Here is a 24,891-nt window from a genome sequence, read left to right on the forward strand (position 1 = left end):
CTCGGGCGTCGTCGCTTCGGCCGCCCCGGCTTCAGCATCCAGTCGAAACTCCTGGTGATGCTGCTGCTGGTCAGCGTGGGGGCGTCGGTGGTGACCGGCATCGTCGGGTACCTCTCCGGCAGTGAATCCCTCCGACAGGCGTCGTTCGAGCGACTGACCGAGTTGCGCGAGTCGCGTGCCCGCGAGATCACCAACTACTACCGCCAGACGGCGGACTCGCTCGTCGTCTACACCCGTGGCACGACCGTCGTCGATGCGATGAACCGGTACCACGACGCGTTCCAGGAGCTCGAGGAGCAGCCGGTCGAGCCGGCGCGAGCTGCGGAGGTCGACCGTTTCTACACGGACACCTTCGTCCCCGCGCTCAACGAACGGACCGGCGACACGGCGGATCCAGAGGCCTTCATCCCGACGAACCCGGCCCAGACCTACCTGCAGTCGGTCTACACGCCCACCGATCTCGACTACGACCAGGCGATCACGGTCGACGACGCCGGTGACGGGAGCACGTGGTCGGCCGTCAACGCGACCTACAACGACTACTTCCGCGAGATCATCAACCGGTTCGGCTACGAGGACGCCCTCCTCATCGACGACGAGGGTGACGTCGTCTACAGCGCGTTCAAGGGACCGGACCTCGGGACCAACGTGCTGACGGGCCCGTACCAGGGTGGCGTCCTCGGCGACGGGTTCACGAAGGCCCTGCGGTCCAACGCGGTCGACTACACGGGCATCACCGACTTCGAGCGGTACCAGCCCTCGCTCAACGTCCCCACGCAGTGGATCTTCTCACCGGTGGGGCAGGATGGCCGCATCGACGGCGTCCTGGCGCTGCAGGTGCCCATCGAGCAGATCAACTCGATCATGACGAGTGGCGGGGAATGGAAGCAGGACGGCCTGGGCGAGACCGGCGAGACCTACCTCGCCGGACCCGATCAGCTGATGCGCTCGACGTCCCGACTGCTCATCGAGGACCCGAAGGCGTATCTCAAGCAGTCCGTCGCGGCCGGCACGCCACCGCAGGACGCGCAGCGCGCGGTCGACGTCAAGGGCACGATCGAGATCCAGCCGACCCGCACCCAGTCCGTGGAGCGGGCGCTCGCCGGGGAGACCGGCACGCTCATCGGTCGTGGTTACCTCGGTGGGGAGAACCTGACGGCGTACACACCACTCGACATCGACGGGCTCCAGTGGGTGCTCGTCGCGCGGATCGACGCGTCGGAGGCCTTCGCGCCGGTCACCGACTTCACGCGCAACCTCATCATCTCCGTGCTGGCGATCGTGGTCGTCGTGTCGTTGCTCTCGCTGTTGCTGGCGCAGGTGTTCGCACGCCCGGTGCGGTCCCTCGTCGGCGCGGTGCGGCGCGTGGCCGCCGGTGACTACAGCGTCGAGGTACCGGGCAACAGGCGTGACGAGTTCGGCGACCTGGGCGCGGCCTTCAACGACATGAGTCGCAGCCTCCGGGTGAAGCAGGAACTCATCGACGAGCAGCGCGCCGAGAACGAGAAGCTCCTGCTGACGCTCATGCCGGCCACGGTGGCGAAACGCTACAAGGAGGGCGAGGAGACCATCTCCGAGGTCCACCAGGACGTGTCGGTCATCTTCGCGGACCTCGTCGGGTTCGACGACCTCACCCGAGGCCTCGACCCGGAGCGCGAGCTGTCGATGCTCAACGCCCTCGTCCGCAGCTTCGACGAGGCTGCGGAGCGACTCGGTATCGAGCAGGTGCGGACGCTGCGGGAGGGCTACCTCGCGAGCTGTGGCCTCATCGTGCCCCGCGTCGACAACGTCCGCAGGACCCTCGACTTCGCGCTGGAGATGCGCACGATCGTCGAACGCTTCAACGCGCAACACCAGGCCGACCTGACGCTCCGGATCGGCGTGGACACGGGTGTCGTGACGAGTGGCCTCGTCGGTCGCACGAGTCTCGCCTACGACATGTGGGGTGACGCGGTCAGCCTCGCCAACCAGGTCCAGTCGGTCTCCGGTCGGGCCGGGATCTTCGTCAGCCAGCGGGTGCGTGACCGCATGCAGGACACCGTCACCTTCGAGGCCGCCGGCACCGTGGAGACGCGCGGGGGTCCGCAGGCCGTCTGGCAGGTCGTGGCAGGGACGACGTCATGACGCAGGTGTGGCAGGAGGCGTGGTTCCCCTGGGCCATCGCGCTCGCGGTCGGTGTCCCGGTCCTCCTCATCGTCCTCACCGAGGTGCTCGGCGCACTGACCCGGCGCGGGAACGCCGCGGCCAAGCCGGTACGACTCATGCGGAACTACGTCGTGCCGGTCGGCGCGGTGTTCGCACTCCTGGTGTTCGCTTCGCTGCGGGCGGACGACCTCATCTGGGTCCGGATCGTCGGAACGGTCCTCGGGTTCCTCGTGATCCTGCTCATCCTGTCGGCGTTCAACGTGGCGCTCTTCACCAACGCGGAGGAGGGCTCGTGGCGTGACCGCATCCCGTCGATCTTCGTGGACCTCGCTCGGCTCGCGCTGATCCTCATCGGACTCGCCATCCTGTTCTCGTGGGTGTGGGGCGCCGACATCGGCGGCCTGGTCACCGCGCTCGGCGTCACCTCGATCGTGATCGGCCTCGCCCTCCAGAACGCGGTCGGCGGGGTCATCTCCGGACTGCTGCTGCTGTTCGAACAGCCCTTCAAACTGGGGGACTGGTTGGACACCGGGAATGTCCGTGGTCGCGTGGTCGAGGTCAATTGGCGTGCGGTGCACCTCGACACCGGCAACGGTATCCAGATCGTGCCGAACTCGTCGCTCGCCGGGTCGTCGTTCACGAACCTGAGTCAGCCCGTCGGTGCCTACACCGCGAGCGTCGAAGTGACCTTCTCCACCGACGACCCGCCGGACGACGTGCTCCGGCTGCTCCGCGAGGTCGGCTCGGGCCTCCCGATGCTCGAGCCGGGGGACGTGGTGTCCGCGTCCTACCTCGGTGCCGCGCGGTTCGCCGTCACCCTCCCCGTGTCCGGGCCGTCCACCGCCGACGCCGCCGTCGCCCTGTTCCGCGCCTGGCTCTGGTACGCCTCGCGGCGCCGCGGTCTCGCGCTCGACGGTGACAGCACCGACCCGATCGCGACGCCGGAGCGCTTGCGGAGCGCCATCGCCGCCTTGGCACCGACCCTCCACGCGCGGGAGGAGGACTACGACGACCTCGCCAGGACCTGCGCACTCGAACGGTACGGGCCGGGGGAGACCATCCAGCAGGCGGGCACGATCCCCGGCGCGATGCGGTTCCTCGTCGAGGGCGGCGTCCATCTCGCCGTGCCGACGACGGACGGGCTCATCACCTTCCAACGACTCGGCGTCGGCGACTTCATCGGTCAGACGGCGCTGACGAGGGAGGTCGCCATGGCCGCCGCGATCGCCGACGGGACGACCCTGGTCCTGCGGATGCCGCTGTCCACCATCGACCAGCTCGTGCGGAGCAAGCCCCGCCTGGCTCAGGAGATCGGCGCCTCCATCGACAACAAGCATCGGCAGGCGCAGGCGGCGCTCGCCGAGGCCGGGATCGTCCGCGGTACGATCGGCCGGTAGCCGCCAGCCGTCCCAGTCGAGCGAGGAACCGATGCCGAACCCCGATCGACCGTCCGGGTCGCGGCCGTCCCCCGCAGGTGAGTCCGTGACCGAGCGGATCCGCAACGCGATCTATGACGGGACGCTCGCCTCCGGTGAACTGCTCATCGAGGCGGAACTCCGGGAGTGGCTCGACGCTCCGAGCGAGGCGGTCCACGCAGCACTCCGGGAACTCGAGCGCGTCGGACTGGTCGAGACGGCACCGCAACGGCACACCCGTGTCGCGCAGCCACGCGCCGAGGATCGGACAGCCGTGCTGCAGACCCTCGGGGCGCTCGTCAGCGGCGTCGTCCGGGTCACCGTCCCGACCTTGACCCCGGGGCAGCGGGCCGAGCTCCTCGCGTTCGTCGAGCACACCATGACGACCGTGGCGGCGGAGGACGCCGACGCGCACGGCCGCTGCGTCTGGGGGCTCGTGGACCGGTTCCTGAAACACTGCGAGAACCCGGTCCTCGTCACGGCGACGAAGGACGTGATCGGCGCACTGATCTACCGCGTCGTGGCGACGCGGTCGGCTGAGACGGTCGACTGGTCGGATCTGCGCGTCGGGTACCCGCACCTCCGATCCGCGATCGCCTCGGGCGACGCCGTCGGCGCGGAGCTCGCGATCGAGCACATCTTCCGGCTCCAGGTCCCGCTCCAGGACCTGGAGGTGCACTGACGGACGGCGACATGCGGACCGCGGGCTGTCGCCGGTGGGACGCCTGGCAATAGTCTGCTGGTGACGCGGTGGCCGCGAGCCGACCGCGTCCACGTCGTCACCTCGAACGAGAAGAGTCCAGATGTCCTCCCCGGAAGTCCCACCCTCCGTCGAACCGACGACCGCGTCGCAGCTGCTCGCCGAGGTCGCGGGCACCTTCCTGCTCGTCTTCGGTCTCGTCGGGACGGCGACCTTCTCCGCGTTCTTCGGCGAAGAGACGTCGAACCCCCTGGGCGTCGGCTTCCTCGGGGTGGCGATCGCCCTCGGCCTCTCGGTGACCATCGCCGCCTACGCGTTCGGCCCCGTCTCCGGCGGGCACTTCAACCCGGCGGTGACGCTCGGGCTGGCCGCCGCCGGTCGGTTCCCCTGGCGTGCGACGTGGACGTTCATCCTCGCGCAGCTCGTCGGAGCGTTCCTCGGCGCACTGGCGGTCTTCGGCCTCGCGGCCGGCGGCCCGGCAGGATTCCTCGACAAGGCCGTCGCAAGCGGCTTCGTCTCGAACGGCTTCGGTGAGCTCTCGCCCGGCGGATTCGGACTCGTCTCGGCGATCGTCATCGAGGTCGTCATCACCGCCCTCTTCCTGTACGTCATCCTGGGCGTCACGCACACCCGGGCCGCCGCTGGCTTCGCGCCGATCGCCATCGGCGGCGCCCTCACGCTGTTCCTGTTGATCGCGATCCCGATCGACAACGGCTCGATCAACCCGGCGCGCTCCATGGCGACCGCCATCTTCGGCGGGGGCGACTGGCTCGCGCAGGTCTGGGTGTTCATCGTGTTCCCGATCATCGGCGCGCTGATCGCCGGATTCAGCTACCGGATCCTGTTCGAGGGGACCCGCCCGGCGGGTTCCCGACCGGTCGCGAACCGCAGCTGAGTCGTCTCCGGATCGCCCGCACCCCGTCCGCTCTTGCTGGACGGGGTGCGTCGTTTCGGGCCGGCACCCCGCGAACGCGGGCAACCCGCATTGGGGGACGCGCTTTCCACGGGCACCGAGCATGCTTGAGGTTCGAGCGCCGGAACCTTGGAGGGGCGATGACGATGACCGAACGCGACGCCCCCACGACCGCGTGGGTGGGTCCGCTGCAGGATGGCGGCAGCATGCCCGATGCGCCGCTCCCACCGGACGTCGCCTGGGAGCTCCTCCGGGAGGCGCTGGTCGAGGATTTCATCGACGACCTCCCGCGTCCGGTCCGGACGGCGGAACTCGCGGCCCGGCTCCATGTGAGCCGCGCGTCCCTCATGACCAACATCCGTCGTGGCAATGTCGTCGCGAACCGTCGCGCCGGCCGATGGGAGATCGACACCGTCGCCAGCCGCACCTACCTGCGGTCGGCCATCCTCAGCCTCGGTGAACGTCGTCGCGCGCTGAGCGGTGTCGATGAGGACCGCTCCGCGACCGTGCAACTGACGCTCAGCGGGCGCGCGTCAGAAGTGCTCTCGGACCTCATGCAGGACACGCACCTGTCCGCTCCGGAACTCGTGGCCATCGCGCTCGACCGGTTCCGGAGCAACCCCGTCGACGGCGGCGTCGAGGGCAGCTGACCGGCACGGAGTGACGATCGACCGCTGACCGCTGACCGCTGCAGACGCGAACGGCCGGGCTCCCGTCGGGACCCGGCCGTCACGCGTCTCGACCTGAGGGACTACTCGTTCCCGACGGCCTTGTCCGCGGCGTCGCGAGCGCTGTCGATCTGCCCGTCGAACTTGCCGCCGGTGACCTTCTTGGCCGCGTCGGCCACGGTGCCGAGGAGCTTGTCGCTGATGTCCTCGGCCTGCTCGCTCTTCAGGGCGTCCTTGACCTTGTTGTCGTTCAGGAATTCCTGAGCCTTCTTGGTGATGTCGTCCAGTGCCATCCGTCGCTCCTGTTCATCGGGCCCGTTCGGGCGTCGGGATCATTCTTCGCCGTCAGTCGGTGTTCTGGCTAGCCCCTTGTCGGAGCCCGCAGGTCGTCCGGGCGGTCGACGGGGCGTCAGCCGGCGAGGTCGACCGGTCCGCCCCGGTCGTCGAGCATGCCGGTCATGAGCTCGATCTCCGCCTGCTGGCTCGCGATCACCGCGCGCGTGAAGGCCAGCGCGGTCGCGTTCGTGGTCCGCGGCTGCAACGCCTCGGCCATCTCGACCGCGCCGCGGTGATGGGCGATCATCAGGGTCAGGAACACCCGCTCGGCCTGAACCCCGGACGCCGCCGTCAGCTGGTCGATCTGGGCGGGTGTGGCGAGGCCCGGCATCGGATCGCCCGGGGTGTGGGTGGACCCGGGGGTCGCCGAGTCGCCGCCGTGCGCATGGCCGCTCGCACCCGAGAGCGTGGGGAGCGTCATCCACGTCATGTCCGGCTGCCGTGAGCCCTGCGGCAGGTTCCACTGGACGAGCCAGTCGTACAACTGCCCGGACTGCTGCGCCTGGGTGGTCGCGATGTCGTACGCGAGGGTGCGAACGTCGACCGCGTCCGTCCGGTCGCGGATGATCATGGCGAGTTCCACGCCCTGGTTGTGGTGCACCTGCATGTCGCGCGAGAAGCCCGCCTCGGCGCTCGTCGTGGTGGGTGTCGGGTCGGCGAGCGTACTGAGCCGACCGACCGAGAAACCGATCGCCGCAGCGACCATGATCGCGACGACGGTCATCGCGGCGATGACGACGCGGGTCCGGCTGGAGCCGTCGGGGGAGCCCTGCGCCTCCCAGGCGGCGAGTTCCTCGTCGGTCACACCGCCGTCGGCCGGTTCACCGGTCGCCGGGGCGTCGGGGGTGCTCGCCGGGGTCAACGGATCAGACCTTGCCGGGACCGTCGATCGCGCCCGTGCAGGCCGCGCCGGGCTCCGGGACGTTGTTGCTCTTCCAGAACTCCTCGAAGAAGTCGGCGATGCGCGCGTCGCTCGCGTTGTTGACCTGCAGCTGGGAGTTCCAGCCGCTCAGCACGATCGGGGAGGGGAGGTCGGACTTCGGCGACAGGATGACGTACGTGGTGGGGAGCAGCTCCTTGAGCTTCGTGAGCTCCGCGTCGCTGAGGGACGGGTCGTAGGTGACCCAGATCGCACCGTGCTCGAGGGAGTGGACCGCGTTCTCGTTGGTCTGCTCCTCGGTGTAGACGCCGCAGTTCAGCCAGTACTGGTTGTGCGGACCACCTGCCGGCGGGTTCTGCGGGTAGTCGACCGTGCCCTCGACGTGCTCCGAGGTGTTCTGGAACAGTTGCACGCCCGCGATGTCCTGGCCGGTGCCGGTGCCGCCGCCGGGGTAGCTGGCGTTCTTGGGCAGGGTGAGGACGACACTCGTGATGAGGACGGCGATGACGGCCACGCCGCCGACGACAGCGGCCCAGATCCCGATGCGGCGGTTGCGGTTCTTCCGCTTCTGCGCCTGCTTGAACGCCGCGACCTTGGCCTGACGCTGGGCTTCGCGCTCCTGCTTCACGCTCTGCTGCTTGACGGCGGGCGGGACGGGGGTGTTCTTGGGGCGATCTGCTGCGGGGGTCACGGGGGCCTCTCGAAAAGTTGTATGCGTAACTATCGAACCAGATGTGCTTCCGGGGGCCGTTCCGGCGCCTGACGATGTGCAGTCGATTCTCAGCCTCATCCAAGCAGACGGCGGGTGAAACCGAGAGTTAGAGTCCTCTAACAAATGTAGCTCGGTGTTGCTAACATGGCCGACGTGACCACCGACCTCGCTGCTCCGGCGACCCGCGCGCCCCGCGGACCGCGACTCCTGTTCCTGCTCGGACCCGCCTTCGTGGCGGCGATCGCCTACGTCGATCCCGGGAACGTCGCGGCGAACCTCACGGCGGGAGCCCAGTACGGCTACCTGCTGGTGTGGGTGCTCGTCGCCGCGAACGCGATGGCCGTGCTCGTCCAGTACCTCTCCGCCAAGCTCGGCCTCGTCACCGGGCAGAGTCTGCCCGAGCTGCTCGGCTCACGACTGCGAACCGGGCCGCGTCGGCTCTACTGGGTGCAGGCGGAGCTCGTCGCCGCCGCGACCGACCTCGCCGAGGTGATCGGCGGCGCCGTGGCGCTCCACCTGCTGTTCGGGATCCCGCTCGTGCTCGGCGGCGTCATCGTGGGGGTCTTCTCGATCGTGCTCCTCGCCGTGCAGAACTGGTACGGCCAGCGGCACTTCGAGTTCGCCATCCTGACGCTCCTCGCAGTCATCGCCGTCGGCTTCCTCGCCGGCCTGTTCGTCAGTCCCGTCGACTGGGGTGCCGCGGCCGGAGGCCTCGTGCCACGGTTCGAGGGCACGGCGACGGTCCTGCTCGCCGCGAGCATGCTCGGCGCGACGGTCATGCCGCACGCGATCTACCTCCACTCCTCGCTCAGCAGGGACCGGCACGGCGTCCAGACGAGTGACGGTGCCATCCGTCGGCTCATCGTGGCGACCCGCTGGGACGTCGCGGCGGCACTCGTCCTCGCCGGAGCGGTGAACATCGCGATGCTGCTGCTCGCGGCCGCATCGCTCGGCGGTGTCGACGGGACGGACTCGATCGAGGGCGCGCACGCGGCGATCACCGCCGCGCTCGGGCCCGTCATCGGCGTCATCTTCGCCATCGGGCTGCTCGCCTCCGGGCTCGCCTCGACCTCGGTGGGCGCCTACGCGGGAGCGGCGATCATGGGCGGGCTCCTCAAGGTGCGCATCCCGTTGCTCGCCCGACGGGTGATCACCCTCATCCCGGCGCTCGTCATCCTGGCGGCGGGTATCGACCCGACCACCGCGCTCGTGCTGAGCCAGGTGTTCCTCAGCCTCGGCATCCCCTTCGCGCTCATCCCGCTCGTGCGCTACACGGGCGACCGGCGGATCATGGGTGTCCATGTCGACCAGCTCGCCACCCGGGTGTTCGCCTGGGTCGTGGTCGCGCTCATCGTCTCGCTGAACGTCGCGCTCATCGTGCTGACCTTCTTCGGGTGATCCGCCCGGCGGTTCATCCGCCCGAAGACGGGCGAACGAGCGCTCATCCGCCCGAAGACGGGCGAGTGGAGCTGCCGGCGATCAGGCGACGACCGTCACCCAGACGGCATCGGCGGCGAGGCGACCGAGCGTGAGGCGCGTGCCGGTCGCGGTGAGCCGGAGTTCGAGTTCGCCCGCGAACGCACGGTGGTCGTCGACGCTCAGTTCGGTGTCGAGGACGATGCCGAGGCTGCTCAGGTGTCGGAGGGTCTCCGGGTCGGCGTCCGAGATGCGGCACACCGTCAACGGGCTGTCGGACGGAGCCTCGTTCAACCGGACCGCGTCCGGGCGGTGCGGGGTGCCGTCGGCGGAGGGGATCGGGTCGCCGTGCGGATCGCGGATCGGGTGGCCGAGCGCGGCGTCGATGCGCTCGATCATCGTGTCGCTCGCCGCGTGCTCGAGGATCTCCGCCTCGTCGTGGACCTCGTCCCAGCCGTAGCCGAGCATCTCGACGAGGAAGGTCTCGATGAGTCGGTGCCGCCGCACCATCGCGACCGCGTGCGCCTGCCCGGCGGGGGTGAGCTCGATGCTGCCGTAGGGCTCGTGCACGACGAGTCCTTGGGCGGCGAGTCGCTTCACCGCGTCGGAAGCGGTCGCGGGACGGACACCCATGCGATCCGCGAGCAGCTTGACGGTGGCCGACTCGTCGGCCCACTCGGAGGTCGTCCAGATCGTCTTGAGGTAGTCCTGGGAGACGGCGGAGAGGCCGGAGACGGTCATGCCTCCAGTCTAGGGAGCGCGGTGCGCGTCCATCATGCGTCCTTCGGCAGGCCACCGGGTGTTCACGCCCGCCTGGCAGAATGGGCACCGGCACCCCCGAACGGGGCACCCGACTGCTACGGTCGAGTCCTCGCACCCGCGAACACCGATCCATCCGACGAGAAGGGCCACGTGATGTCCCAGGCGCTGCGCACCTCGACCGCACGGCTCGGATCCGGCGCGCGTGCCACGCTCGAACTCGTCGCCGCCGCCATGGCGGGCGAAGGCCACCTGGAGGCACCCGGGGCGGACGGGACACCCCCTCGTCGCCCGGCCGAGCTCGCGCTACGCCGACTCCCGGCGCTCCTCGCGGTGCTGCTGCTCGCCGCGGTCGTGCTCGCGGTCATCGGTGTCCTCATGGTGCTGACCCTCGCCGTCCGGCTGGTGGTCTCTGCTGTCTCGGCACTCGGTCCGCGGCAGCGACTCGTCGTGATCCACTGACGCCGGATCGGCCCCGTCATCCGGCTGCGTTCCCTGCACTCGCCGGGTAGGGTGGTCTGCATGCGTCTCCGCCTGTCGTGTTCCTGCTGTCCCCGCTGAACCGTCCCTGCCCGGGATGCCGCCTCAGCCGCCCCAGCCATCCGGTGACGCACGCGAGAGTCGTGCGGTGACGCACCACAGGAACAGATTGCAGACATGAACTACGCAGACTCCGTGCTCGATCTCATCGGGAACACGCCCCTCGTCAAGCTCAACCGGGTCACCGAGGGCATCGCGGCCACCGTGCTCGTCAAGGTGGAGTACCTCAACCCGGGCGGCTCCTCGAAGGACCGCATCGCCACGCGTATCATCGACGCCGCCGAGGCGTCGGGCGACCTCAAGCCGGGCGGCACGATCGTCGAGCCGACCTCCGGCAACACCGGCGTCGGCCTCGCCCTCGTCGCCCAGCAGCGCGGGTACCGCTGCGTGTTCGTCCTGCCCGACAAGGTCGGCGAGGACAAGCGGAACGTGCTCACCGCCTACGGTGCGGAGATCGTCGTGACGCCGACCTCGGTCGCTCCCGACAGCCCCGACTCCTACTACAGCGTGTCCGACCGCCTCACCGCCGAGATCCCGGGGGCGTTCAAGCCCAACCAGTACGCGAACCCGAACGGGCCGCGCAGCCACTACGAGTCGACCGGTCCCGAGATCTGGCGCGACACCGAGGGCGAGATCACCCACTTCGTCGCGGGCGTCGGCACCGGAGGCACCATCTCCGGGACGGGCAAGTACCTCAAGGAGGTCTCCGAGGGCGGCGTGCGCATCATCGGTGCAGACCCGGAGGGCTCGGTCTACTCCGGCGGCACCGGTCGCCCGTACCTCGTCGAGGGCGTCGGCGAGGACTTCTGGCCGACCGCGTACGACCCGTCCATCCCCGACGAGATCATCGCCGTCACCGACGCCGAGTCGTTCGCGATGACGCGTCGCCTCGCCCGCGAGGAGGGACTGCTCGTGGGCGGCTCCAGCGGCATGGCGGTCCAGGCCGCCCTCGTCGCGGCGCGCGACCTCCCGGCGTCGGCCGTGGTCGTCGTCCTCCTGCCCGACGGCGGGCGTGGCTACCTCGGCAAGATCTTCAACGACTCCTGGCTGCAGTCCTACGGCTTCAGCGAGGTCGCCGACGACCGCACCGTGGGCGACATCCTCCGCGGCAAGGGCTCGGAGATGCCGGACCTCGTGCACGTGCACCCGAGCGACACCGTCCGCGACGTCGTCGACATCATGACCGAGTACGGCGTCTCCCAGCTCCCGGTGCTGAGCGCCGAGCCGCCCGTGGTGATGGGCGAGGTCGTCGGCGCGATCGACGAGGCGAGCCTCATGGACGCCGTCTTCAGCGGCGCGGCCAAGATGAACGACGCCGCGAGCGCGTTCGTCGGCGACCCGCTGCCGCTCATCGGCCTCGGTGAGTCCATCCCGGCGGCGCGCGCGGCGCTCGGTTCCGCCCCGGCGTTCCTCGTCACCGACGGCGGCAAGCCGATCGGCGTCATCACGCGGCACGACCTCCTCACCTACCTGGCGGGTTGAGCGTGGGCGGCATGCAGGTCGTGTGGGCGGAGTCAGGGCGATGTCCCGACCACGCCCGACCCCGGTGACCGGGCCAGTCCGACCGGTCGCCCACCCGACACCTCCCCGAATCCTGAACCGAAAGAGTCACCCATGAGCAAGCACGACCACGGCTTCGCCACCCGCAGCATCCACGCCGGACAGGAGTTCGACCCCACCACCGGGGCGATCATCCCGCCGATCTACCAGACGTCGACCTTCGTCCAGGACGGCGTGGGTGGGCTCCGCGGCGGCTACGAGTACAGCCGCTCCGCCAACCCGACCCGCACGGCACTCGAGACGCAGCTCGCCGCCCTCGAAGGCGCGAAGCACGGCTTCTCCTTCGCCTCCGGCCTCGCCGCCGAGGACGCGCTCATCCGGACGGCGCTCCGCCCCGGCGACCACATCGTCATCGGCAACGACGTCTACGGCGGCACCTACCGGCTGATCAACCGGGTGCACGGCGCCTGGGGGATCGAGCACACGGTCGTGGACCTCGGCGACCTCGCGGCCGTCGAAGCGGCGATCATCCCGGGCCGCACGAAGCTGCTGTGGGTCGAGACGCCGAGCAACCCGCTCATGAAGATCAGCGACATCGCGGCCCTCGCGGCCCTCGCTCACCGCCACGAGGTGCTCTCCGTGGTGGACAACACCTTCGCCTCGCCGGCGTTGCAGCAGCCGCTCTCGCTCGGGGCCGACATCGTCGTGCACTCGACGACCAAGTACCTCGGCGGACACTCCGACGTCCTCGGTGGCGCCATCATCATGAACGACGACGAGCTCGCCGAGCAGCTCGGCTTCGTGCAGTTCGCCGCAGGCGCGGTCTCGGCCCCGCTCGACGCGTGGCTCACGACGCGCGGCATCAAGACCCTCGCGGTGCGCATGCGTCAGCACAGTGCGAACGCGCAGGCGATCGCGGAGTTCCTCGACGGCCACGCCGCCGTCGAGCGCGTCTACTACCCGGGCCTCGAGAGCCACCCCGGTCACGAGCTCGCCGCCCGCCAGATGTCCGGCTTCGGCGGCATGCTGTCGCTCGCGCTCGTCGGTGGCCCGGCTGCAGCCACGCGCCTCGTCGAGAAGACGAAGCTGTTCGCACTCGCCGAGTCGCTCGGCGGCGTCGAGTCGCTCATCGGCCTGCCGGCGCAGATGACGCACGCCTCGGTGAAGGGCACGGAGCTGGCTGTCCCCGAGAACGTCGTCCGGCTGTCGGTCGGCATCGAGGACGTCGCCGACCTCATCGCCGACCTCGACCGCGCGCTCGCGAAGGTCCTGAAGGCGAGCGCCAAGCACTAGCGGGCCGTTCCGGCCCGTTCGCAATTCAGGACGGCTGCGGCGCGCCCTGCGCCCGAGCCCGTCGATCGGCGACGGCGCGCCGGGCACGTCCTGAATGGTGAACGGGCAGGGGTTCGTCAGCGCTTGACCTCAAGTCGCATTGAGGTTCTAGGCTCGAAATCGTGACCACAGCGACGACCCCCGAGCCCGCGACCGGAGCCGACCCGACACCCCGCGACCGCGGGATCTTCAGCCGCCGGTTCGTCCTCGTCACTATCGGTGCGTGCGCGCTCGTGTTCCTCGGCGCCTTCGAGTCCCTCGCCGTCACGACGATCATGCCGCTCGTGAGTGGCGAGCTCGGCGGCGAGCAGCTCTACGCGCTCGCCTTCGCCGGCCCGCTCGCCGTCAGCGTCATCGGTATGGTCGCCGCGGGCTCGGTGGCCGACCGCCTCGGTCCGGTCCAGCCGCTGCTCGCCTCCGTCGTCCTGTTCCTCGTGGGTCTCCTCCTGGCCGGAACCGCGACCACCATGTGGGCCGTCGTCGCCGGACGCCTCGTCCAGAGCCTCGGTTCGGGAGCGATGACCGTCGCCCTGTACGTCCTCGTCGCCCGCATCTACCCACCGGCCCTGCACCCGCGGATCTTCGCCGGGTTCGCGGCCGCCTGGGTCGTCCCCTCCCTGATCGGGCCGTTCCTCGCCGGCGTGGTCGCCGAGCGGTTCAGCTGGCACTGGGTCTTCCTCGGCGTGGTCGGGCTCGTGGTCGTGGCGACGCTCCTCCTCCTTCCGGCGCTCCGGATGCTGCGCGCCGCAGCAACCGAACGCGCCGAGCGGCAGGCCGCCGAGCTGCAGTCGGCGGAGGACGGTGGCGAGGCGGCCACCGTCGCGCGGACGGGCGCGGAGCTGCGTCGGCTCGGGTGGGCGGTGCTCGTCGCGGCCGCGGTCCTCGCGGTCAACCTCTCGACGGAGTTCTCGGGATGGACCGCGTGGGCGCTGCCGATCGTCGGCGCGGTCGTCGCGATCCTCGCCCTCCGACCACTCATCCCGCTCGGCACGCTCACCGCGCGCCGAGGGCTCCCGACGGTCATCCTGGTGCGCGGACTGACCTCCGCCGCGTTCTTCGGCGCCGAGGTGTACGTGCCCTACCTGCTGACCCGCGAGCACGGGCTCACGCCGGCGCTCGCCGGACTCGCGCTCACCGGTGGAGCGATCGCGTGGTCGCTGTCGTCCTGGTTGCAGGGGCGCCTCGGGGACCGGCTGTCGAATGCGAACGCCGTGCAGATCGGGTCGTCACTCGTCACGGTCGCCGTCGCGATCGCCCTGTCCGCCGCCCTCGTCGGCCTGCCGCCGGTGGTACCGATCGTCGCCTGGGTGGTGAGTGGTGGCGGGATGGGCCTCATGTTCCCGCGACTCAGCGTGATGACGCTCGCCTACTCCGACGAGCGCTCGCAGGGGTTCAACAGTGCGGCGATGTCGATCGGCGACGCGATCGGCGGTGCCCTCGCGCTCGCGGCGACCGGGCTGGCGTTCACGGCGCTCGACGGCTCGGGGGCGTTCGCCGGATGCTTCGCGATCGCGCTGGTCGCCGGTGTCGCGGCGGTCGTCGTCGCGCGTCGGGTGAGCCGACCAGCGGAGCCAGGCGTGACCGGGTGAGCCGAGACACCGTCGCCTGGGTAGTGCTGCGGTGCGTGGGGGGTAGCGTCGCCCACGCATCGCTGCAGTGCCCAGGCGGCGCCGCGAGACACGGTGACAGCGTGCTGGGTATCGTTGATGACGATATGCCGGAACGCCGGGCGTCGGTGGCAGGTGCGCCGAGGGGCCTCGTGCGGATGAGGAGGATCGTGCAGGACTCGATGACCGCCTCCGCGGAACGGCCCGTTCGCCGGCCGCCGGTCTGGCCGCATCTCGTCGCACTCGTCATCGTCGCGGCGACGCTGGTCATCGGCCTGGTGGTGTATCCGTCTGCTCCTGATCCCATGCCGGTGCACTTCGACGCCGCGCTCCGGCCGGACGCCTGGGCGGACAAGCGTCTCGGCGGGTTCCTGCTCCCGGTCATCATCGCGGCCGCGGTCGTGGCGATCTTCTGGATCGTCGCCGCCTGCCTGCCGCTCGCCGGAACGACCCGATCGGACGACGGCCCCCACCCATCGGCCACTGCATCCGTGTGGTCGACGCAACTGTCGCCTCGTCCTGAGGTGACGGCTGCCACGCTCGACGCCACCGTGCGACTGCTGGGGAATCTGACGATCGCGACCGCCGCGCTCATCGCCGTCGTCGCACTCACCACCTGGCTCGGCGTGCCCGCGTGGATGGCGCCCTGGCTGCTCCCGGTGCTGATGGCGGTGTTCTTCGGCTCGCTCGCCGTCTCGTGCGTCCGGGTGTTGCGGGCGCAGCGCGGTCTCGTTTGACGGCGCCAGCGTGCATGAGGGGTGCCGAAGCCGCGTACCCTTGATGCGTACGTCTCGGCTCGTCCCCCCAGTGACCCGCTCCTCGTGTCTCGGAGCCGGACTGCAGAAGGACTCTCTTGAGCGACGAATGCAAACACGGTTTCGACAACGGCCTCTGCGCGACCTGCTTCCCGCCGCCGCCCCGCGAGGTGCCGGTCGCTGAACCACCCGCTCCCAAGGTCCGTCGGTCGACGGTCGCTCCCTCGCTCCGCGAGCCGGCGCCGACCCGCGTGCGGACCGCGCCCACCGCGAAGACGGTGACGAAGGCGGCGGCCGCCCTGCCCGTCGTGCGCGTCGGCGAGCAGCGGCTGTACCACGTCACCCACATCCGCAACCTCGAGCGCATCCTCGAGACCGGCAGCATCCTGCCGGTGGCGTCACCGGCGCTCCCCGACGGGCCGGTCGTCGACATCGCCGCCGCGAGCCACCGCGAAGCGAGACGCACGATGGTCCTCGCCGGCACCGACGACCTCACGCCGGCCGACTTCGTCCCGTTCTTCCTGACCCCGGACGCCGACCTCTGGGCGGGCATCCGCGCGGGTGAGCACGACGTCCGTCTGTCCGCCGAGGCGCTCGCGTCATCGGTCAACGATTACGTGGTCCTCGTCACCACCATCGACGGCGCAGCCGTGCACCCGGGCGAGTTCGACGCCGACACCGGTCGGCCCTCCCGCGCGCGGGTCGTGGTCGCCGACGGTGACGCCTCCCATGTGCTCACGAGCATCGGCGCCAACGCGGTGACCGCCGACCGCATGGTGCAGCGCTTCGCGACCGACGAGGACCCCGCGGCCCTCCGACGCGCCGAGGTGCTCGTCGCCGACGCCGTCCCGTTCGACCGCATCACCGTGATCGGCGTCGCGACGGTCAACGTCCGCGAGCACGTCAAGCGACTCGTCGCCGGCGCCGGCCACCGCACGAAGGTCGCCGCCTACACCCCCTGGTTCCAGGAGCACGTCGCCGACTAGGCGAAGCCTCACCGCGTTCACAATTCAGGACGCACCCGGCGAGCCGACCCCACCTCCACACCGGTTGCGGGCGGCTCGCCGTGGCGTTCCTGAATTGCGAACAGGACAGGACCGGACGGGTCAGGCGCGCGGCGGGGTGCTCTCGCGGAGGAGGACCGTCGCGCCGACGGGCTCCGTCGTCGAGCTGTCCGTCGCCGGGTCCAGCGCCAGCCGCACCGCGTGCTCGCCGACCGCCTCGAGCGGCACGGCGACCGTGGTGAGCGCCGGGGTGACGTCGCGGGACGTCGCGATGTCGTCGTACCCGGCGACCGCGAGGTCCTCGGGAAGTCGGAGTCCGGCCGCGCGGAACGCCGACATCGCGCCGATCGCCATCACGTCGTTGACGGCGAAGACCAGGTCGACGTCGTCGAGTCCCAGCTGCAGGAGCTCGGCCGCCCCCTGGCGCCCGCCGTCGCGGGTGAACTCTGCCCGGACGATCCTCGACGGGTGGATCGCGATGCCGTGTTCGGCCAGTCCCTCGGCGAACCCGCTCACGCGCTCCCGGGAGGTGAGCAGGCGATCGTCGCCGGCGATGACGGCGAAGCGGCGGTACCCGGCACCGACGAGCTCCCGGGCGAGCTCGCGGGCACCGGTCGCGTTGCCGAGCTGCACCGTTGCGAACGGGAGCGTCCGCTGCGAGACGAGGACGACGCGTCCGCCCGTGGACTCGTAGGCCGCGAGCTCATCCGACAGCCGGTGCTCCGAAGCGACCCCGTCCCAGCGACTACCCGTCAGGATGATGGCGCGTGGCCGTTGTCCGCGGAGCACCCGCACGAGTTCGAGTTCGCGCTCGTGGTCGCGGTGCGTGACGGCCATGGTCGTGGCGATGCGTTGCTCGTCGGCCGCGCGGATGGCCCCGGCCGCGATGGACGAGAAGTACGGGTCGGCGATGTCGCTGACGAGCAGCGAGATCGTCGACGACAGGCCCTTCGCGACGGCCTGAGCCGACAGGTTCGGCGTGTAGTTCAGCCGGAGTGCGGCGTCGAGGACCCGCCGACGGAACGTCTCGTTGACCGTCCGGGTGCTCCCGTTGAGCGCGCGCGATGCGGTGGCGAGGGAGACCCCCGCCTCACGGGCGACGTCGTGCAGCGTCGGTGGGACCGGCGTCGACCGGTGCTCGTCGACCGACATGGCGCTCCTTCGTACTGGCGGCTGCTGAGACACACTCTGCCACAGGGCGGCCGCGGCGATCAGGCGTGGTGGATCGCGTCGTCGTCGTGGTCGAGGTGCGGGACGACCGTCGCCTGGAACGCGTCGACGGTGCGATCGACCACCTGCTGGAACGGGCTGTCCCAGATGTCCTGGTTGAAGAGCTCGACCTCGATGTCGCCCGTGTACCCCGCCGCCTCGACGGCACGCGTGAGCGAGCCGAAGTCGACGACACCGTCGCCCGGATAGTGCCGGGAGAGGAGGACGTCCGCGGCGAGCGGTGTCGCCCAGTCGCACGCCTGGTAGCTGGAGATCCGACCGGTCGCACCAGCGCGGGCGATCTGCTCGAGCACCTGCGGGTCCCACCAGATGTGGAAGGTGTCGACGACCACCCCGACGGCCTCCGGAGCGAACTGCTCGGCGATGTCGAGGGCCTGACCGAGGGTCGAGACGACCGCGCGGTCCGAGGCGTACATCGGATGCAACGGCTCGACGGCGAGCTGCACGCCGGACTCGAGGGCGTGGTCGGTGAGCTCACCGATCGCGTCGCGGACGAGTTCGCGGGCGCCGAGGAGGTCGCGGGACCCGGCCGGGAGGCCGCCGACCACGAGGACGAGGGCCGGAGCGCCGAGGGCGGCGGCCTCGTCGATCGCGGTCCGGTTGTCGTCGATCGACGTCCGGCGGTCCGGACCCTCGGGCATGGTGAAGAAGCCACCACGGCACAGGCTCGAGACGCGCAGCCCGCTGTCCGTGAGCAGGCTCGCAGAGGCTGCGACGCCGTACTCCTGCACCGGCTCGCGCCAGGCGCCGAAGCTCGTGACACCGGCTGCGGTGACGGCCGCGACCGCCTCCGGGAGGGTGGCGTACTTGATCGTGGCCTGGTTGATCGAGAGTCGCGCGTGCGGGGTGGTGCTGCCGCCCGCCGGTCCCTGACCCTGTCCCGCCGGTCCCTGACCCTGTCCCGCCGGTCCCTGAGCTTGTCGAAGGGCGGTGGCGCTCATCGGGTTCCTCCCGCAGCGGTCAGCGTGCCGACGACACCGGCCGTGCGCAGCAGGCCCGTCCAGCGCTCGGCGGCGAGTTCCGGGTGTTCGAGCGCGCCGGCCGCGTCGGCGAGGCGCACGATCTCCGACAGGTGCGGCAGGCTCCGGGCCGCGTGCAGGCCGCCGACCATCGAGAACGCCGGCTGGTGACCGTTCAACCAACTGAGGAAGGCGATACCCGTCTTGTAGTAGTAGGTCGGCGCGGCGAAGATCTGGCGCGACAGGGCCTCGGTCGGTCGGAGGATCCGCTCGTAGGCGGCCGGGTCGCCGGCGTCGAGCGCCTGGATCGCGGCGGAGGCGGCCGGGGCGATCGCGGTGAACGCCCCGAGCAGGGCGTCGGAGTGTCCGACGGCGTCACCGGCGATGAGATCGACGTAGTTGAAGTCGTCCCCGGTGAACATCGTCGTGCCGGCCGGGAGGCGACGCCGGACGGCGATCTCCGCATCGGCGTCGAGAAGACTCATCTTGACTCCGGCGACGTGGTCGACGTGGTCGGTCATGATGCGCAGCAGGGTGTCCGAGGCTTCGGCGACGTCGCTTGCGCCGAAGTAGCCCTCGAGGCTCGGGTCGAACGCCGTGCCGAGCCAGTGCAGGACCACGGGCGCCTGCGCCGCCGACAGGACCCGGTCGTAGACGCGACGGTAGTCGTCGGCGGACTGAGCGGCCCTCGCAAGGTGTCGGCTGGCCATGATCACGGTCCCGGCGCCCGCGTCCTCGGCGAACGCGAGTTGTCCGAGGTAGGCGTCGGCGACCGCGTCGAGTGAGACGGTCTCGTCGCTGAGGTGGTCGGTGTTGACACCGACGACGAGCGCACCGCCGACGGAGGCGGCCTCCGCGGCGCTCCGGGTGATCAGCTCGCGCGTGGCGGTGGTGTCGAGTCCCATGTTCCGCTGGGCGGTGTCCATCGCGTCCGCGACGCCGAGGCCGTACGACCACACATGGTGGCGGTAGGCGAGCGTCGCGTCCCAGTCGAGCTCGGCCGGCGCACCCGGCACGTTCTCCGCCCAAGGCTTCGGGACGACGTGCGCGGCGGCGTAGGCGGTGCGGCTCGTCAGGGGAGTGGTCGGGCGCTCGGCCACGACGGGCTCGCGGAGCTCCAGCGCGGTGACCGTGCCGTCGGTCGAGAGCAGCGGGACGGACGTCATCGTGCGACCGAGGCCTCGAGCGACGCCAGCTCCTCGTCCGCGCCGGGGGTGTCGCTCGTGCCTCCGAGCCTCACCTCGGGCAGGTCGAGGCGGCGGCCGGTGCGCGAGCTCTCGAGGCCGAGCTCGGCGAGCAGGACGCCGCGCGCACCGGCGAGCAGGTCGTACTCGTAGGGGCCGTCCTCGACGACGTGGCGCAGGAACTCCTCCCACTGCGTCTTGAACCCGTTCTCGAACACGTCGTTCGTCGGCACGTCCTGCCAGTCGCCCGCGTAGTCGTGGTCGTCGGCGAGGTCGGGGTTCCACACCGGCTTCGGGGTGACGTTCCGCGGCTGCACCTTGCAGCCGAAGAGGCCCGCCACCGCGGAGCCATGCGTGCCGTCGACCTGGAACTGCACGAGCTCGTCGCGGTCGACGCGGACCGTCCAGCTGGAATTGAGCTGGGCGATCACGCCGCCCTCGAGCTCGAAGACCCCGTAGGCGGCGTCGTCCGCGGTGGCCGCGTAGGCCTCGCCCCGCTCGTCGAAGCGCTCGGGGATGTGCGTCGTGGCCTTCGCGTACACGGACTCGACCCGACCGAAGAGGTTCTCGAGCACGTAGCTCCAGTGCGGGAACATGTCGACGACGATGCCGCCGCCGTCCTCGGCCCGGTAGTTCCAGCTCGGGCGCTGCGCCGGCTGCCAGTCGCCCTCGAACACCCAGTAGCCGAACTCGCCACGGACGGAGAGGATCCGACCGAAGAAGCCCGAGTCGATGAGGCGCTTGAGCTTGCGCAGCCCCGGCAGGTAGAGCTTGTCGTGCACGACGCCGTTCTTCACGCCCGCCTCGGCGGCGAGACGCGCGAGTTCCAACGCCTCCTCGAAGGACTCCGCCGTCGGCTTCTCCGTGTAGATGGTCTTGCCGGCCGCGATCGCCTTGCGCAGCGCTGTCGCGCGGGCCTTCGTGACGAGGAAGTCGGCGTAGACGTTCCAGCGGGGGTCGGCGAGGACCGCGTCGAGGTCGGTCGAGGTGTGCTCGATGCCGTGCCGTGTGGCGAGCTCGTCCAGGGTCGCCTGGTTGCGGCCGACGAGGATCAACTCGATCTGGCGGCGCGTGCCGTCGGACAGCTGCACGCCGCCCTGCTCCTGGATGGCCAGCAGCGACCGCACGAGGTGCTGCCGGTAGCCCATGCGCCCGGTGGCGCCGTTGACGATGATCCCGATGGTCTGCTCTGACACGGTGGCTCTTCCTCTGGTTCGTGTTCCGGTCCCGGCGGCCGTGGCTCGTCCGGAAAGCGTTTACCGGGTCACTGTAGAACGGTGTGCGGGGCCAAGGCAAGGGTTCGAACCGATTCGGTCACAGGTGATCACGGAACGAACACGGATGCGGATTGAATCGTTGCATCGTCCGATGAGGCCGTGATAGAACTTGATGCAGCTCAGCCGGGAAACGCTTTCCGGGAAGTCATCAACGACGATCGACAAGGAGGTCCGACGTGGTCCGTGCAACTCCAGGAGCGCCCAGGACGACACTCGCGAGGGGTGTTCGGTGAGCGCGCTCGGCGAGCTCCGCAAGCTCAGCGCCGGCAAACGCCCGCAGACGGCGGCCGAGAAGGCCTTCATCAAGAAGGACAACCGCCGCGACAACAAGGCCGCCTACCTGTTCCTCCTCCCGTGGCTCATCGGACTCGCCGTCATCACCGTCGGCCCGATGGTCGCCTCGCTCGCGCTGTCCTTCACGAAGTACAACCTGCTGCAGGCGCCGAAGTTCATCGGCGTCGACAACTTCATCCGCATGATGGGCGACGAGCGGCTCCACAACTCGCTCGGCGTCACCTTCGTGTACGTCTTCGTATCGGTGCCGCTCCAGCTCGCCGCGGCACTGGCACTGGCCGCCCTGCTCGACCGCGGTCTCCGTGGCCTCGCGATCTACCGGTCCGTGTACTACCTGCCGTCGCTCCTCGGCTCCTCCGTCGCCATCGCGGTGCTGTGGAAGCAGGTGTTCGGCGGCGAAGGCCTCGTGAACCAGTTCATCGCGATCTTCGGGATCGAGGGGCGCAGCTGGATCGCCGACCCCTCGACCGCCCTCTCGACCCTCATCACGCTCAACGTGTGGACCTTCGGCGCACCGATGGTGATCTTCCTCGCCGGTCTCCGCCAGATCCCCGTCATGTACCACGAGGCGGCGCAGATGGACGGCGCGACGAAGTGGCAGCGCTTCACCAAGATCACCCTGCCGCTGCTCACCCCGATCATCTTCTTCAACCTCGTGCTGCAGATCATCCACGCGTTCCAGGCCTTCACGCAGGCCTTCATCGTGTCGGGCGGAACGGGCGGCCCGGCCGACTCGACGCTGTTCTACACGCTGTACCTCTACAACCGCGGCTTCTCGAACTTCGACATGGGCTACGCCTCGGCCATGGCCTGGTTCCTGCTCCTCATCATCGGAGTCTTCACCGCGATCAACTTCTGGGCCTCGAAATACTGGGTGAACTACGATGACTGACACGCTGACCACACGGTCCATCACGACGGACAGCAAGAACCGCAGTCGCGAGGCCAAGGAAGCCGAACGCCAGTACCGCCGCGCTCGGGGCTGGTCGCCCTGGAAGTCGGTCCTGAAGCACATCGGCCTGATCCTCGTCGGCTTCATCATGCTCTACCCGGTGATCTGGCTCGTCGTCTCCTCGCTCCGCCCGACGGAGGAGATCTTCCGGAACCCCGGCATCGTCCTCGACAGCTTCGAGGTGAGCAACTACAGCGAGGGCTGGAACACCCTCTCGGAGCCGTTCCACGTCTTCCTGCTGAACTCCGTGCTCATCGTCCTCGGCTGCATCGTCGGCAACCTCGTGTCCTGCTCGATGGCCGCCTACGCCTTCGCCCGGCTGAAGTTCAGCGGTAAGCGCTGGTGGTTCGCGGCGATGCTCATGACGCTCATGCTGCCGATCCACGTCATCATCGTGCCGCAGTACATCATGTTCTCCCAGCTCGGCTTCGTGAACACGTACCTGCCGCTGATCCTGCCGAAGATCCTCGCGACCGACGCGTTCTTCGTCTTCCTCATGGTGCAGTTCATCCGCGGCATCCCGAAGGAACTCGACGAGGCGGCCCGCATCGACGGCTGCGGCCACCCCCGCATCTTCGGGGTCATCATCCTGCCGCTCATGGTGCCGGCGCTCGCGACGACCGCCATCTTCACCTTCATCTGGACCTGGAACGACTTCTTCAGTCAGCTCCTGTACCTGACGAAACCGGAGATGTACACGGTGCCGCTCGCACTCCGGGCGTTCATGGACGCACAATCGTCCACCTCGTGGGGGCCGATGTTCGCGATGAGTGTCGTCTCGCTCCTGCCGATCTTCCTCGTCTTCCTGTTCGGTCAGCGGTTCCTGTTGAAGGGCATCGCGACGACCGGCGGCAAGTGAGGCCCGACCCACCGACCAGCACCACCGCAGCAACCGCACCAGACCACCAGCACCAGACCCAGCACCACCGGATCCAGCAGCTCCGGATCCGGATCGATCGATTCGAAAGGGAACAGCATGAGCATCAGCAAGCACGGCAGAGCCGCCGGCTTCATCGCGACGGGAGCCGTCGCCGCCCTCCTCCTCGCCGGCTGCAGCGCCGGAGGCGACGCCGCCACCGAACTGTCCGACGAGCCCGTCACCCTCCGCTTCACCTGGTGGGGCAACGACGCCCGCACGGCGGCCACGCAGGAGGTCATCGCGGCCTTCGAGAAGGAACACCCGAACATCACCATCGAGCCGCAGTTCACGGACTGGGCCGGCTACTGGGACAAGCTCGCCACCGAGACGGCGGCGAACGACACCCCCGACATCATCCAGATGGACGAGAAGTACATCGCCACCTACGGCGACCGCGGCGCGCTCCTCGACCTCAACACCGTGACCGACCACCTCGACCTCGGAGACTTCCCCAAGGAGACGCTGACGTCCGGCACGGTCAACGACTCGCTCTACGGCATCCCCTCGGGGATCACGAGCTACTCCATCGTCGTGAACCCGAACCTGCTCGCCGCGGCCGGCATCGAGATGCCCGACGACGAGACCTGGACCTGGGACGACTTCACCGCGCTGAGCGAGCAGGTCTCGGCAGCCGGTGGCGGATCGGTCTACGGCTTCCAGCCCTTCGGCTTCGAGGACGGTGGCCTGAACAACTGGGCCCGTCAGCACGGCGACGAGCTGTACAACGACAAGGGCGAGGTGTCCATCAAGCCGGAGACGCTCGCCTCCTGGTGGACGTACCTGCTCGAGCTCGTGAACGACGGTGCGACGCCGCCGGCGTCCGCGATCGTCGAGAAGCAGGCCGGTGGGCTCGCCGAATCCTTCACCGCGACCAACGCCGCCGCGTTCGCCCCCTGGTGGAACAGCCAGCTGACGGCCCTGACCGAGGCGAGCGGTTCGCCGCTCGAACTCCTCCGGATCCCGACCGTCGACGGTGGGGCCGACGAGTCGGCGTACTACAAGCCGTCGATGTACTGGTCGGCGTCCGCCCGGACCGAGCACCCCGCCGAGGCGGCGCTGTTCATCGACTTCCTCGCCAACAGCGAGACCGCGGCCGACTCGCTCCTCACCGAGCGCGGCGTCCCCGCCAACACGAAGATCCGCGAGTACATCACGCCGAAACTGGCGGAGACCGACCAGGCGGTCGTCGAGTTCCTCGACGGGCTCGCCGACGACATCGGTGAGCCGCCGACCGTCACGCCCGCCGGTGGCAGCGCGATCGAGGCGCTCGTGAAGCAGTACACCGAGCAGGTCCTCTTCGGGAAGAACACGCCCGACCAGGCCGCCGAGGGGTTCATCAAGGACCTCAAGGCCGCGGTCGCCGCCGGCTGACCCGGCCACAGCCCTCGACCGGC

23 protein-coding genes are annotated in these 24,891 nt (G+C 69.8%); 15 read left to right on the forward strand and 8 right to left on the reverse strand.

Going from position 1 to position 24,891, the window contains the following annotated elements; translation table 11 throughout:
* Positions 1 to 57 precede the first annotated feature (57 nt).
* From BIU99_RS01370 to BIU99_RS01390, 5 genes are all read left to right on the forward strand, one after another.
* Complete coding sequence (locus tag BIU99_RS01370) at positions 58 to 2,124, forward strand: adenylate/guanylate cyclase domain-containing protein (protein ID WP_071259302.1); 2,067 nt, start codon at positions 58 to 60, stop codon at positions 2,122 to 2,124.
* On the forward strand, positions 2,121 to 3,542 hold the full coding sequence (locus BIU99_RS01375; protein ID WP_071258781.1) for a mechanosensitive ion channel domain-containing protein: 1,422 nt from the start codon (positions 2,121 to 2,123) through the stop codon (positions 3,540 to 3,542). The genes BIU99_RS01370 and BIU99_RS01375 overlap by 4 nt, the downstream gene beginning before the upstream one ends.
* 85 nt (positions 3,543 to 3,627) lie before the next feature.
* Entirely contained in the window at positions 3,628 to 4,242 is a 615-nt protein-coding gene (locus tag BIU99_RS01380; RefSeq protein ID WP_167620516.1) for a GntR family transcriptional regulator, read from the forward strand.
* Positions 4,243 to 4,363: 121 nt separating this feature from the next.
* Positions 4,364 to 5,155, forward strand: a complete 792-nt coding sequence (locus BIU99_RS01385) for an aquaporin (RefSeq protein WP_071258787.1) — start codon at positions 4,364 to 4,366, stop codon at positions 5,153 to 5,155.
* Positions 5,156 to 5,313: 158 nt separating this feature from the next.
* A complete protein-coding gene (locus tag BIU99_RS01390; RefSeq protein WP_071258790.1) occupies positions 5,314 to 5,823 on the forward strand; it encodes a hypothetical protein in 510 nt (169 codons plus the stop codon).
* A gap of 101 nt (positions 5,824 to 5,924) precedes the next feature.
* Here the strand turns inward: BIU99_RS01390 and BIU99_RS01395 are convergent, their stop codons facing one another.
* The 3 genes from BIU99_RS01395 to BIU99_RS01405 all read right to left on the reverse strand — a co-directional run bounded on the left by BIU99_RS01395 (position 5,925) and on the right by BIU99_RS01405 (position 7,748).
* Positions 5,925 to 6,134, reverse strand: a complete 210-nt coding sequence (locus BIU99_RS01395; RefSeq protein ID WP_064295701.1) for an antitoxin — start codon at positions 6,132 to 6,134, stop codon at positions 5,925 to 5,927.
* Positions 6,135 to 6,250: 116 nt separating this feature from the next.
* Positions 6,251 to 7,039 carry a DUF305 domain-containing protein gene (locus tag BIU99_RS01400; RefSeq protein ID WP_205847539.1) on the reverse strand — a complete coding sequence of 263 codons (789 nt, stop codon included), beginning with the start codon at positions 7,037 to 7,039 and terminating at the stop codon, positions 6,251 to 6,253.
* Positions 7,040 to 7,043: 4 nt separating this feature from the next.
* The gene (locus BIU99_RS01405) at positions 7,044 to 7,748 is read right to left on the reverse strand and encodes a DUF3105 domain-containing protein (protein ID WP_071258792.1); all 705 of its coding nucleotides are present in this window, start codon (positions 7,746 to 7,748) and stop codon (positions 7,044 to 7,046) included.
* 165 nt (positions 7,749 to 7,913) lie between these two features.
* Here BIU99_RS01405 and BIU99_RS01410 point away from each other — a divergent pair, with 165 nt between their 5' ends.
* Positions 7,914 to 9,167, forward strand: coding sequence for an Nramp family divalent metal transporter (locus BIU99_RS01410; RefSeq protein ID WP_071258795.1), 1,254 nt, complete (start codon positions 7,914 to 7,916; stop codon positions 9,165 to 9,167).
* An 81-nt stretch (positions 9,168 to 9,248) separates the two neighbouring features.
* Here BIU99_RS01410 and BIU99_RS01415 read toward each other — a convergent pair whose 3' ends face one another.
* On the reverse strand, positions 9,249 to 9,926 hold the full coding sequence (locus BIU99_RS01415; RefSeq protein WP_064295704.1) for a metal-dependent transcriptional regulator: 678 nt from the start codon (positions 9,924 to 9,926) through the stop codon (positions 9,249 to 9,251).
* A gap of 174 nt (positions 9,927 to 10,100) precedes the next feature.
* On the opposite strand from BIU99_RS01415, the gene BIU99_RS01420 reads away from it, so the two are divergent.
* From BIU99_RS01420 to BIU99_RS01445, 6 genes are all read left to right on the forward strand, one after another.
* Positions 10,101 to 10,406 carry a hypothetical protein gene (locus tag BIU99_RS01420; protein ID WP_064295705.1) on the forward strand — a complete coding sequence of 102 codons (306 nt, stop codon included), beginning with the start codon at positions 10,101 to 10,103 and terminating at the stop codon, positions 10,404 to 10,406.
* 195 nt (positions 10,407 to 10,601) lie between these two features.
* Positions 10,602 to 11,966 (forward strand): cystathionine beta-synthase, encoded by a 1,365-nt coding sequence (locus BIU99_RS01425; protein ID WP_064295706.1) that lies wholly within the window; start codon positions 10,602 to 10,604, stop codon positions 11,964 to 11,966.
* A gap of 132 nt (positions 11,967 to 12,098) precedes the next feature.
* Positions 12,099 to 13,277: a cystathionine gamma-synthase gene (locus tag BIU99_RS01430; RefSeq protein ID WP_071258797.1), complete on the forward strand. Its 1,179-nt coding sequence runs from the start codon at positions 12,099 to 12,101 to the stop codon at positions 13,275 to 13,277.
* A gap of 161 nt (positions 13,278 to 13,438) precedes the next feature.
* Positions 13,439 to 14,905: an MFS transporter gene (locus tag BIU99_RS01435; protein WP_071258799.1), complete on the forward strand. Its 1,467-nt coding sequence runs from the start codon at positions 13,439 to 13,441 to the stop codon at positions 14,903 to 14,905.
* 188 nt (positions 14,906 to 15,093) lie between these two features.
* Positions 15,094 to 15,660, forward strand: a complete 567-nt coding sequence (locus BIU99_RS01440) for a DUF1648 domain-containing protein (protein ID WP_071258802.1) — start codon at positions 15,094 to 15,096, stop codon at positions 15,658 to 15,660.
* Positions 15,661 to 15,776: 116 nt separating this feature from the next.
* Positions 15,777 to 16,664 carry a DarT ssDNA thymidine ADP-ribosyltransferase family protein gene (locus BIU99_RS01445; RefSeq protein WP_071258805.1) on the forward strand — a complete coding sequence of 296 codons (888 nt, stop codon included), beginning with the start codon at positions 15,777 to 15,779 and terminating at the stop codon, positions 16,662 to 16,664.
* Positions 16,665 to 16,784: 120 nt separating this feature from the next.
* On the opposite strand, the gene BIU99_RS01450 is transcribed toward BIU99_RS01445, so the two are convergent.
* Genes BIU99_RS01450 through BIU99_RS01465 form a run of 4 tightly spaced genes read right to left on the reverse strand, consistent with a single transcriptional unit; the run spans position 16,785 to position 21,203 of the window.
* Positions 16,785 to 17,834 (reverse strand): LacI family DNA-binding transcriptional regulator, encoded by a 1,050-nt coding sequence (locus tag BIU99_RS01450; protein ID WP_064295711.1) that lies wholly within the window; start codon positions 17,832 to 17,834, stop codon positions 16,785 to 16,787.
* A 59-nt stretch (positions 17,835 to 17,893) separates the two neighbouring features.
* The gene (locus BIU99_RS01455; protein WP_083397119.1) at positions 17,894 to 18,853 is read right to left on the reverse strand and encodes a sugar phosphate isomerase/epimerase; all 960 of its coding nucleotides are present in this window, start codon (positions 18,851 to 18,853) and stop codon (positions 17,894 to 17,896) included.
* Entirely contained in the window at positions 18,850 to 20,037 is a 1,188-nt protein-coding gene (locus tag BIU99_RS01460; RefSeq protein WP_071258808.1) for a dihydrodipicolinate synthase family protein, read from the reverse strand. The genes BIU99_RS01455 and BIU99_RS01460 overlap by 4 nt, the downstream gene beginning before the upstream one ends.
* Positions 20,034 to 21,203 carry a Gfo/Idh/MocA family protein gene (locus BIU99_RS01465; protein WP_071259309.1) on the reverse strand — a complete coding sequence of 390 codons (1,170 nt, stop codon included), beginning with the start codon at positions 21,201 to 21,203 and terminating at the stop codon, positions 20,034 to 20,036. The genes BIU99_RS01460 and BIU99_RS01465 overlap by 4 nt, the downstream gene beginning before the upstream one ends.
* A 358-nt stretch (positions 21,204 to 21,561) precedes the next feature.
* Between BIU99_RS01465 and BIU99_RS01470 the strand changes: the two genes are divergently transcribed.
* From BIU99_RS01470 to BIU99_RS01480, 3 genes are all read left to right on the forward strand, one after another.
* Positions 21,562 to 22,518, forward strand: a complete 957-nt coding sequence (locus BIU99_RS01470) for a carbohydrate ABC transporter permease (protein WP_064295713.1) — start codon at positions 21,562 to 21,564, stop codon at positions 22,516 to 22,518.
* Positions 22,511 to 23,437 (forward strand): carbohydrate ABC transporter permease, encoded by a 927-nt coding sequence (locus BIU99_RS01475; RefSeq protein ID WP_079003233.1) that lies wholly within the window; start codon positions 22,511 to 22,513, stop codon positions 23,435 to 23,437. Before BIU99_RS01470 ends, BIU99_RS01475 begins: the two co-directional genes overlap by 8 nt.
* A gap of 117 nt (positions 23,438 to 23,554) precedes the next feature.
* A complete protein-coding gene (locus BIU99_RS01480) occupies positions 23,555 to 24,868 on the forward strand; it encodes an ABC transporter substrate-binding protein (protein ID WP_083397120.1) in 1,314 nt (437 codons plus the stop codon).
* Positions 24,869 to 24,891: the final 23 nt, after the last annotated feature.

Origin of the sequence: Plantibacter sp. MMLR14_011 (assembly GCF_001865025.1) — a bacterium.
In the GTDB taxonomy this organism is placed as follows: domain Bacteria; phylum Actinomycetota; class Actinomycetes; order Actinomycetales; family Microbacteriaceae; genus Plantibacter; species Plantibacter flavus_A.

Excerpts from the sequence above, each read along its gene's own strand:
- BIU99_RS01415 (WP_064295704.1), bottom strand. The coding sequence starts at position 9,926 with ATGACCGTCTCCGGCCTCTCCGCCGTCTCCCAGGACTACCTCAAGACG.
- BIU99_RS01390 (WP_071258790.1), top strand. The coding sequence starts at position 5,314 with ATGACGATGACCGAACGCGACGCCCCCACGACCGCGTGGGTGGGTCCG.
- BIU99_RS01385 (WP_071258787.1), top strand. The coding sequence starts at position 4,364 with ATGTCCTCCCCGGAAGTCCCACCCTCCGTCGAACCGACGACCGCGTCG.
- BIU99_RS01460 (WP_071258808.1), bottom strand. The coding sequence starts at position 20,037 with ATGACGTCCGTCCCGCTGCTCTCGACCGACGGCACGGTCACCGCGCTG.
- BIU99_RS01375 (WP_071258781.1), top strand. The coding sequence starts at position 2,121 with ATGACGCAGGTGTGGCAGGAGGCGTGGTTCCCCTGGGCCATCGCGCTC.
- BIU99_RS01450 (WP_064295711.1), bottom strand. The coding sequence starts at position 17,834 with ATGTCGGTCGACGAGCACCGGTCGACGCCGGTCCCACCGACGCTGCAC.
- BIU99_RS01370 (WP_071259302.1), top strand. The coding sequence starts at position 58 with ATGCTGCTGCTGGTCAGCGTGGGGGCGTCGGTGGTGACCGGCATCGTC.
- BIU99_RS01455 (WP_083397119.1), bottom strand. The coding sequence starts at position 18,853 with ATGAGCGCCACCGCCCTTCGACAAGCTCAGGGACCGGCGGGACAGGGT.
- BIU99_RS01420 (WP_064295705.1), top strand. The coding sequence starts at position 10,101 with ATGTCCCAGGCGCTGCGCACCTCGACCGCACGGCTCGGATCCGGCGCG.
- BIU99_RS01465 (WP_071259309.1), bottom strand. The coding sequence starts at position 21,203 with ATGGGCTACCGGCAGCACCTCGTGCGGTCGCTGCTGGCCATCCAGGAG.
- BIU99_RS01410 (WP_071258795.1), top strand. The coding sequence starts at position 7,914 with ATGGCCGACGTGACCACCGACCTCGCTGCTCCGGCGACCCGCGCGCCC.
- BIU99_RS01395 (WP_064295701.1), bottom strand. The coding sequence starts at position 6,134 with ATGGCACTGGACGACATCACCAAGAAGGCTCAGGAATTCCTGAACGAC.
- BIU99_RS01425 (WP_064295706.1), top strand. The coding sequence starts at position 10,602 with ATGAACTACGCAGACTCCGTGCTCGATCTCATCGGGAACACGCCCCTC.
- BIU99_RS01430 (WP_071258797.1), top strand. The coding sequence starts at position 12,099 with ATGAGCAAGCACGACCACGGCTTCGCCACCCGCAGCATCCACGCCGGA.
- BIU99_RS01475 (WP_079003233.1), top strand. The coding sequence starts at position 22,511 with ATGACTGACACGCTGACCACACGGTCCATCACGACGGACAGCAAGAAC.
- BIU99_RS01480 (WP_083397120.1), top strand. The coding sequence starts at position 23,555 with ATGAGCATCAGCAAGCACGGCAGAGCCGCCGGCTTCATCGCGACGGGA.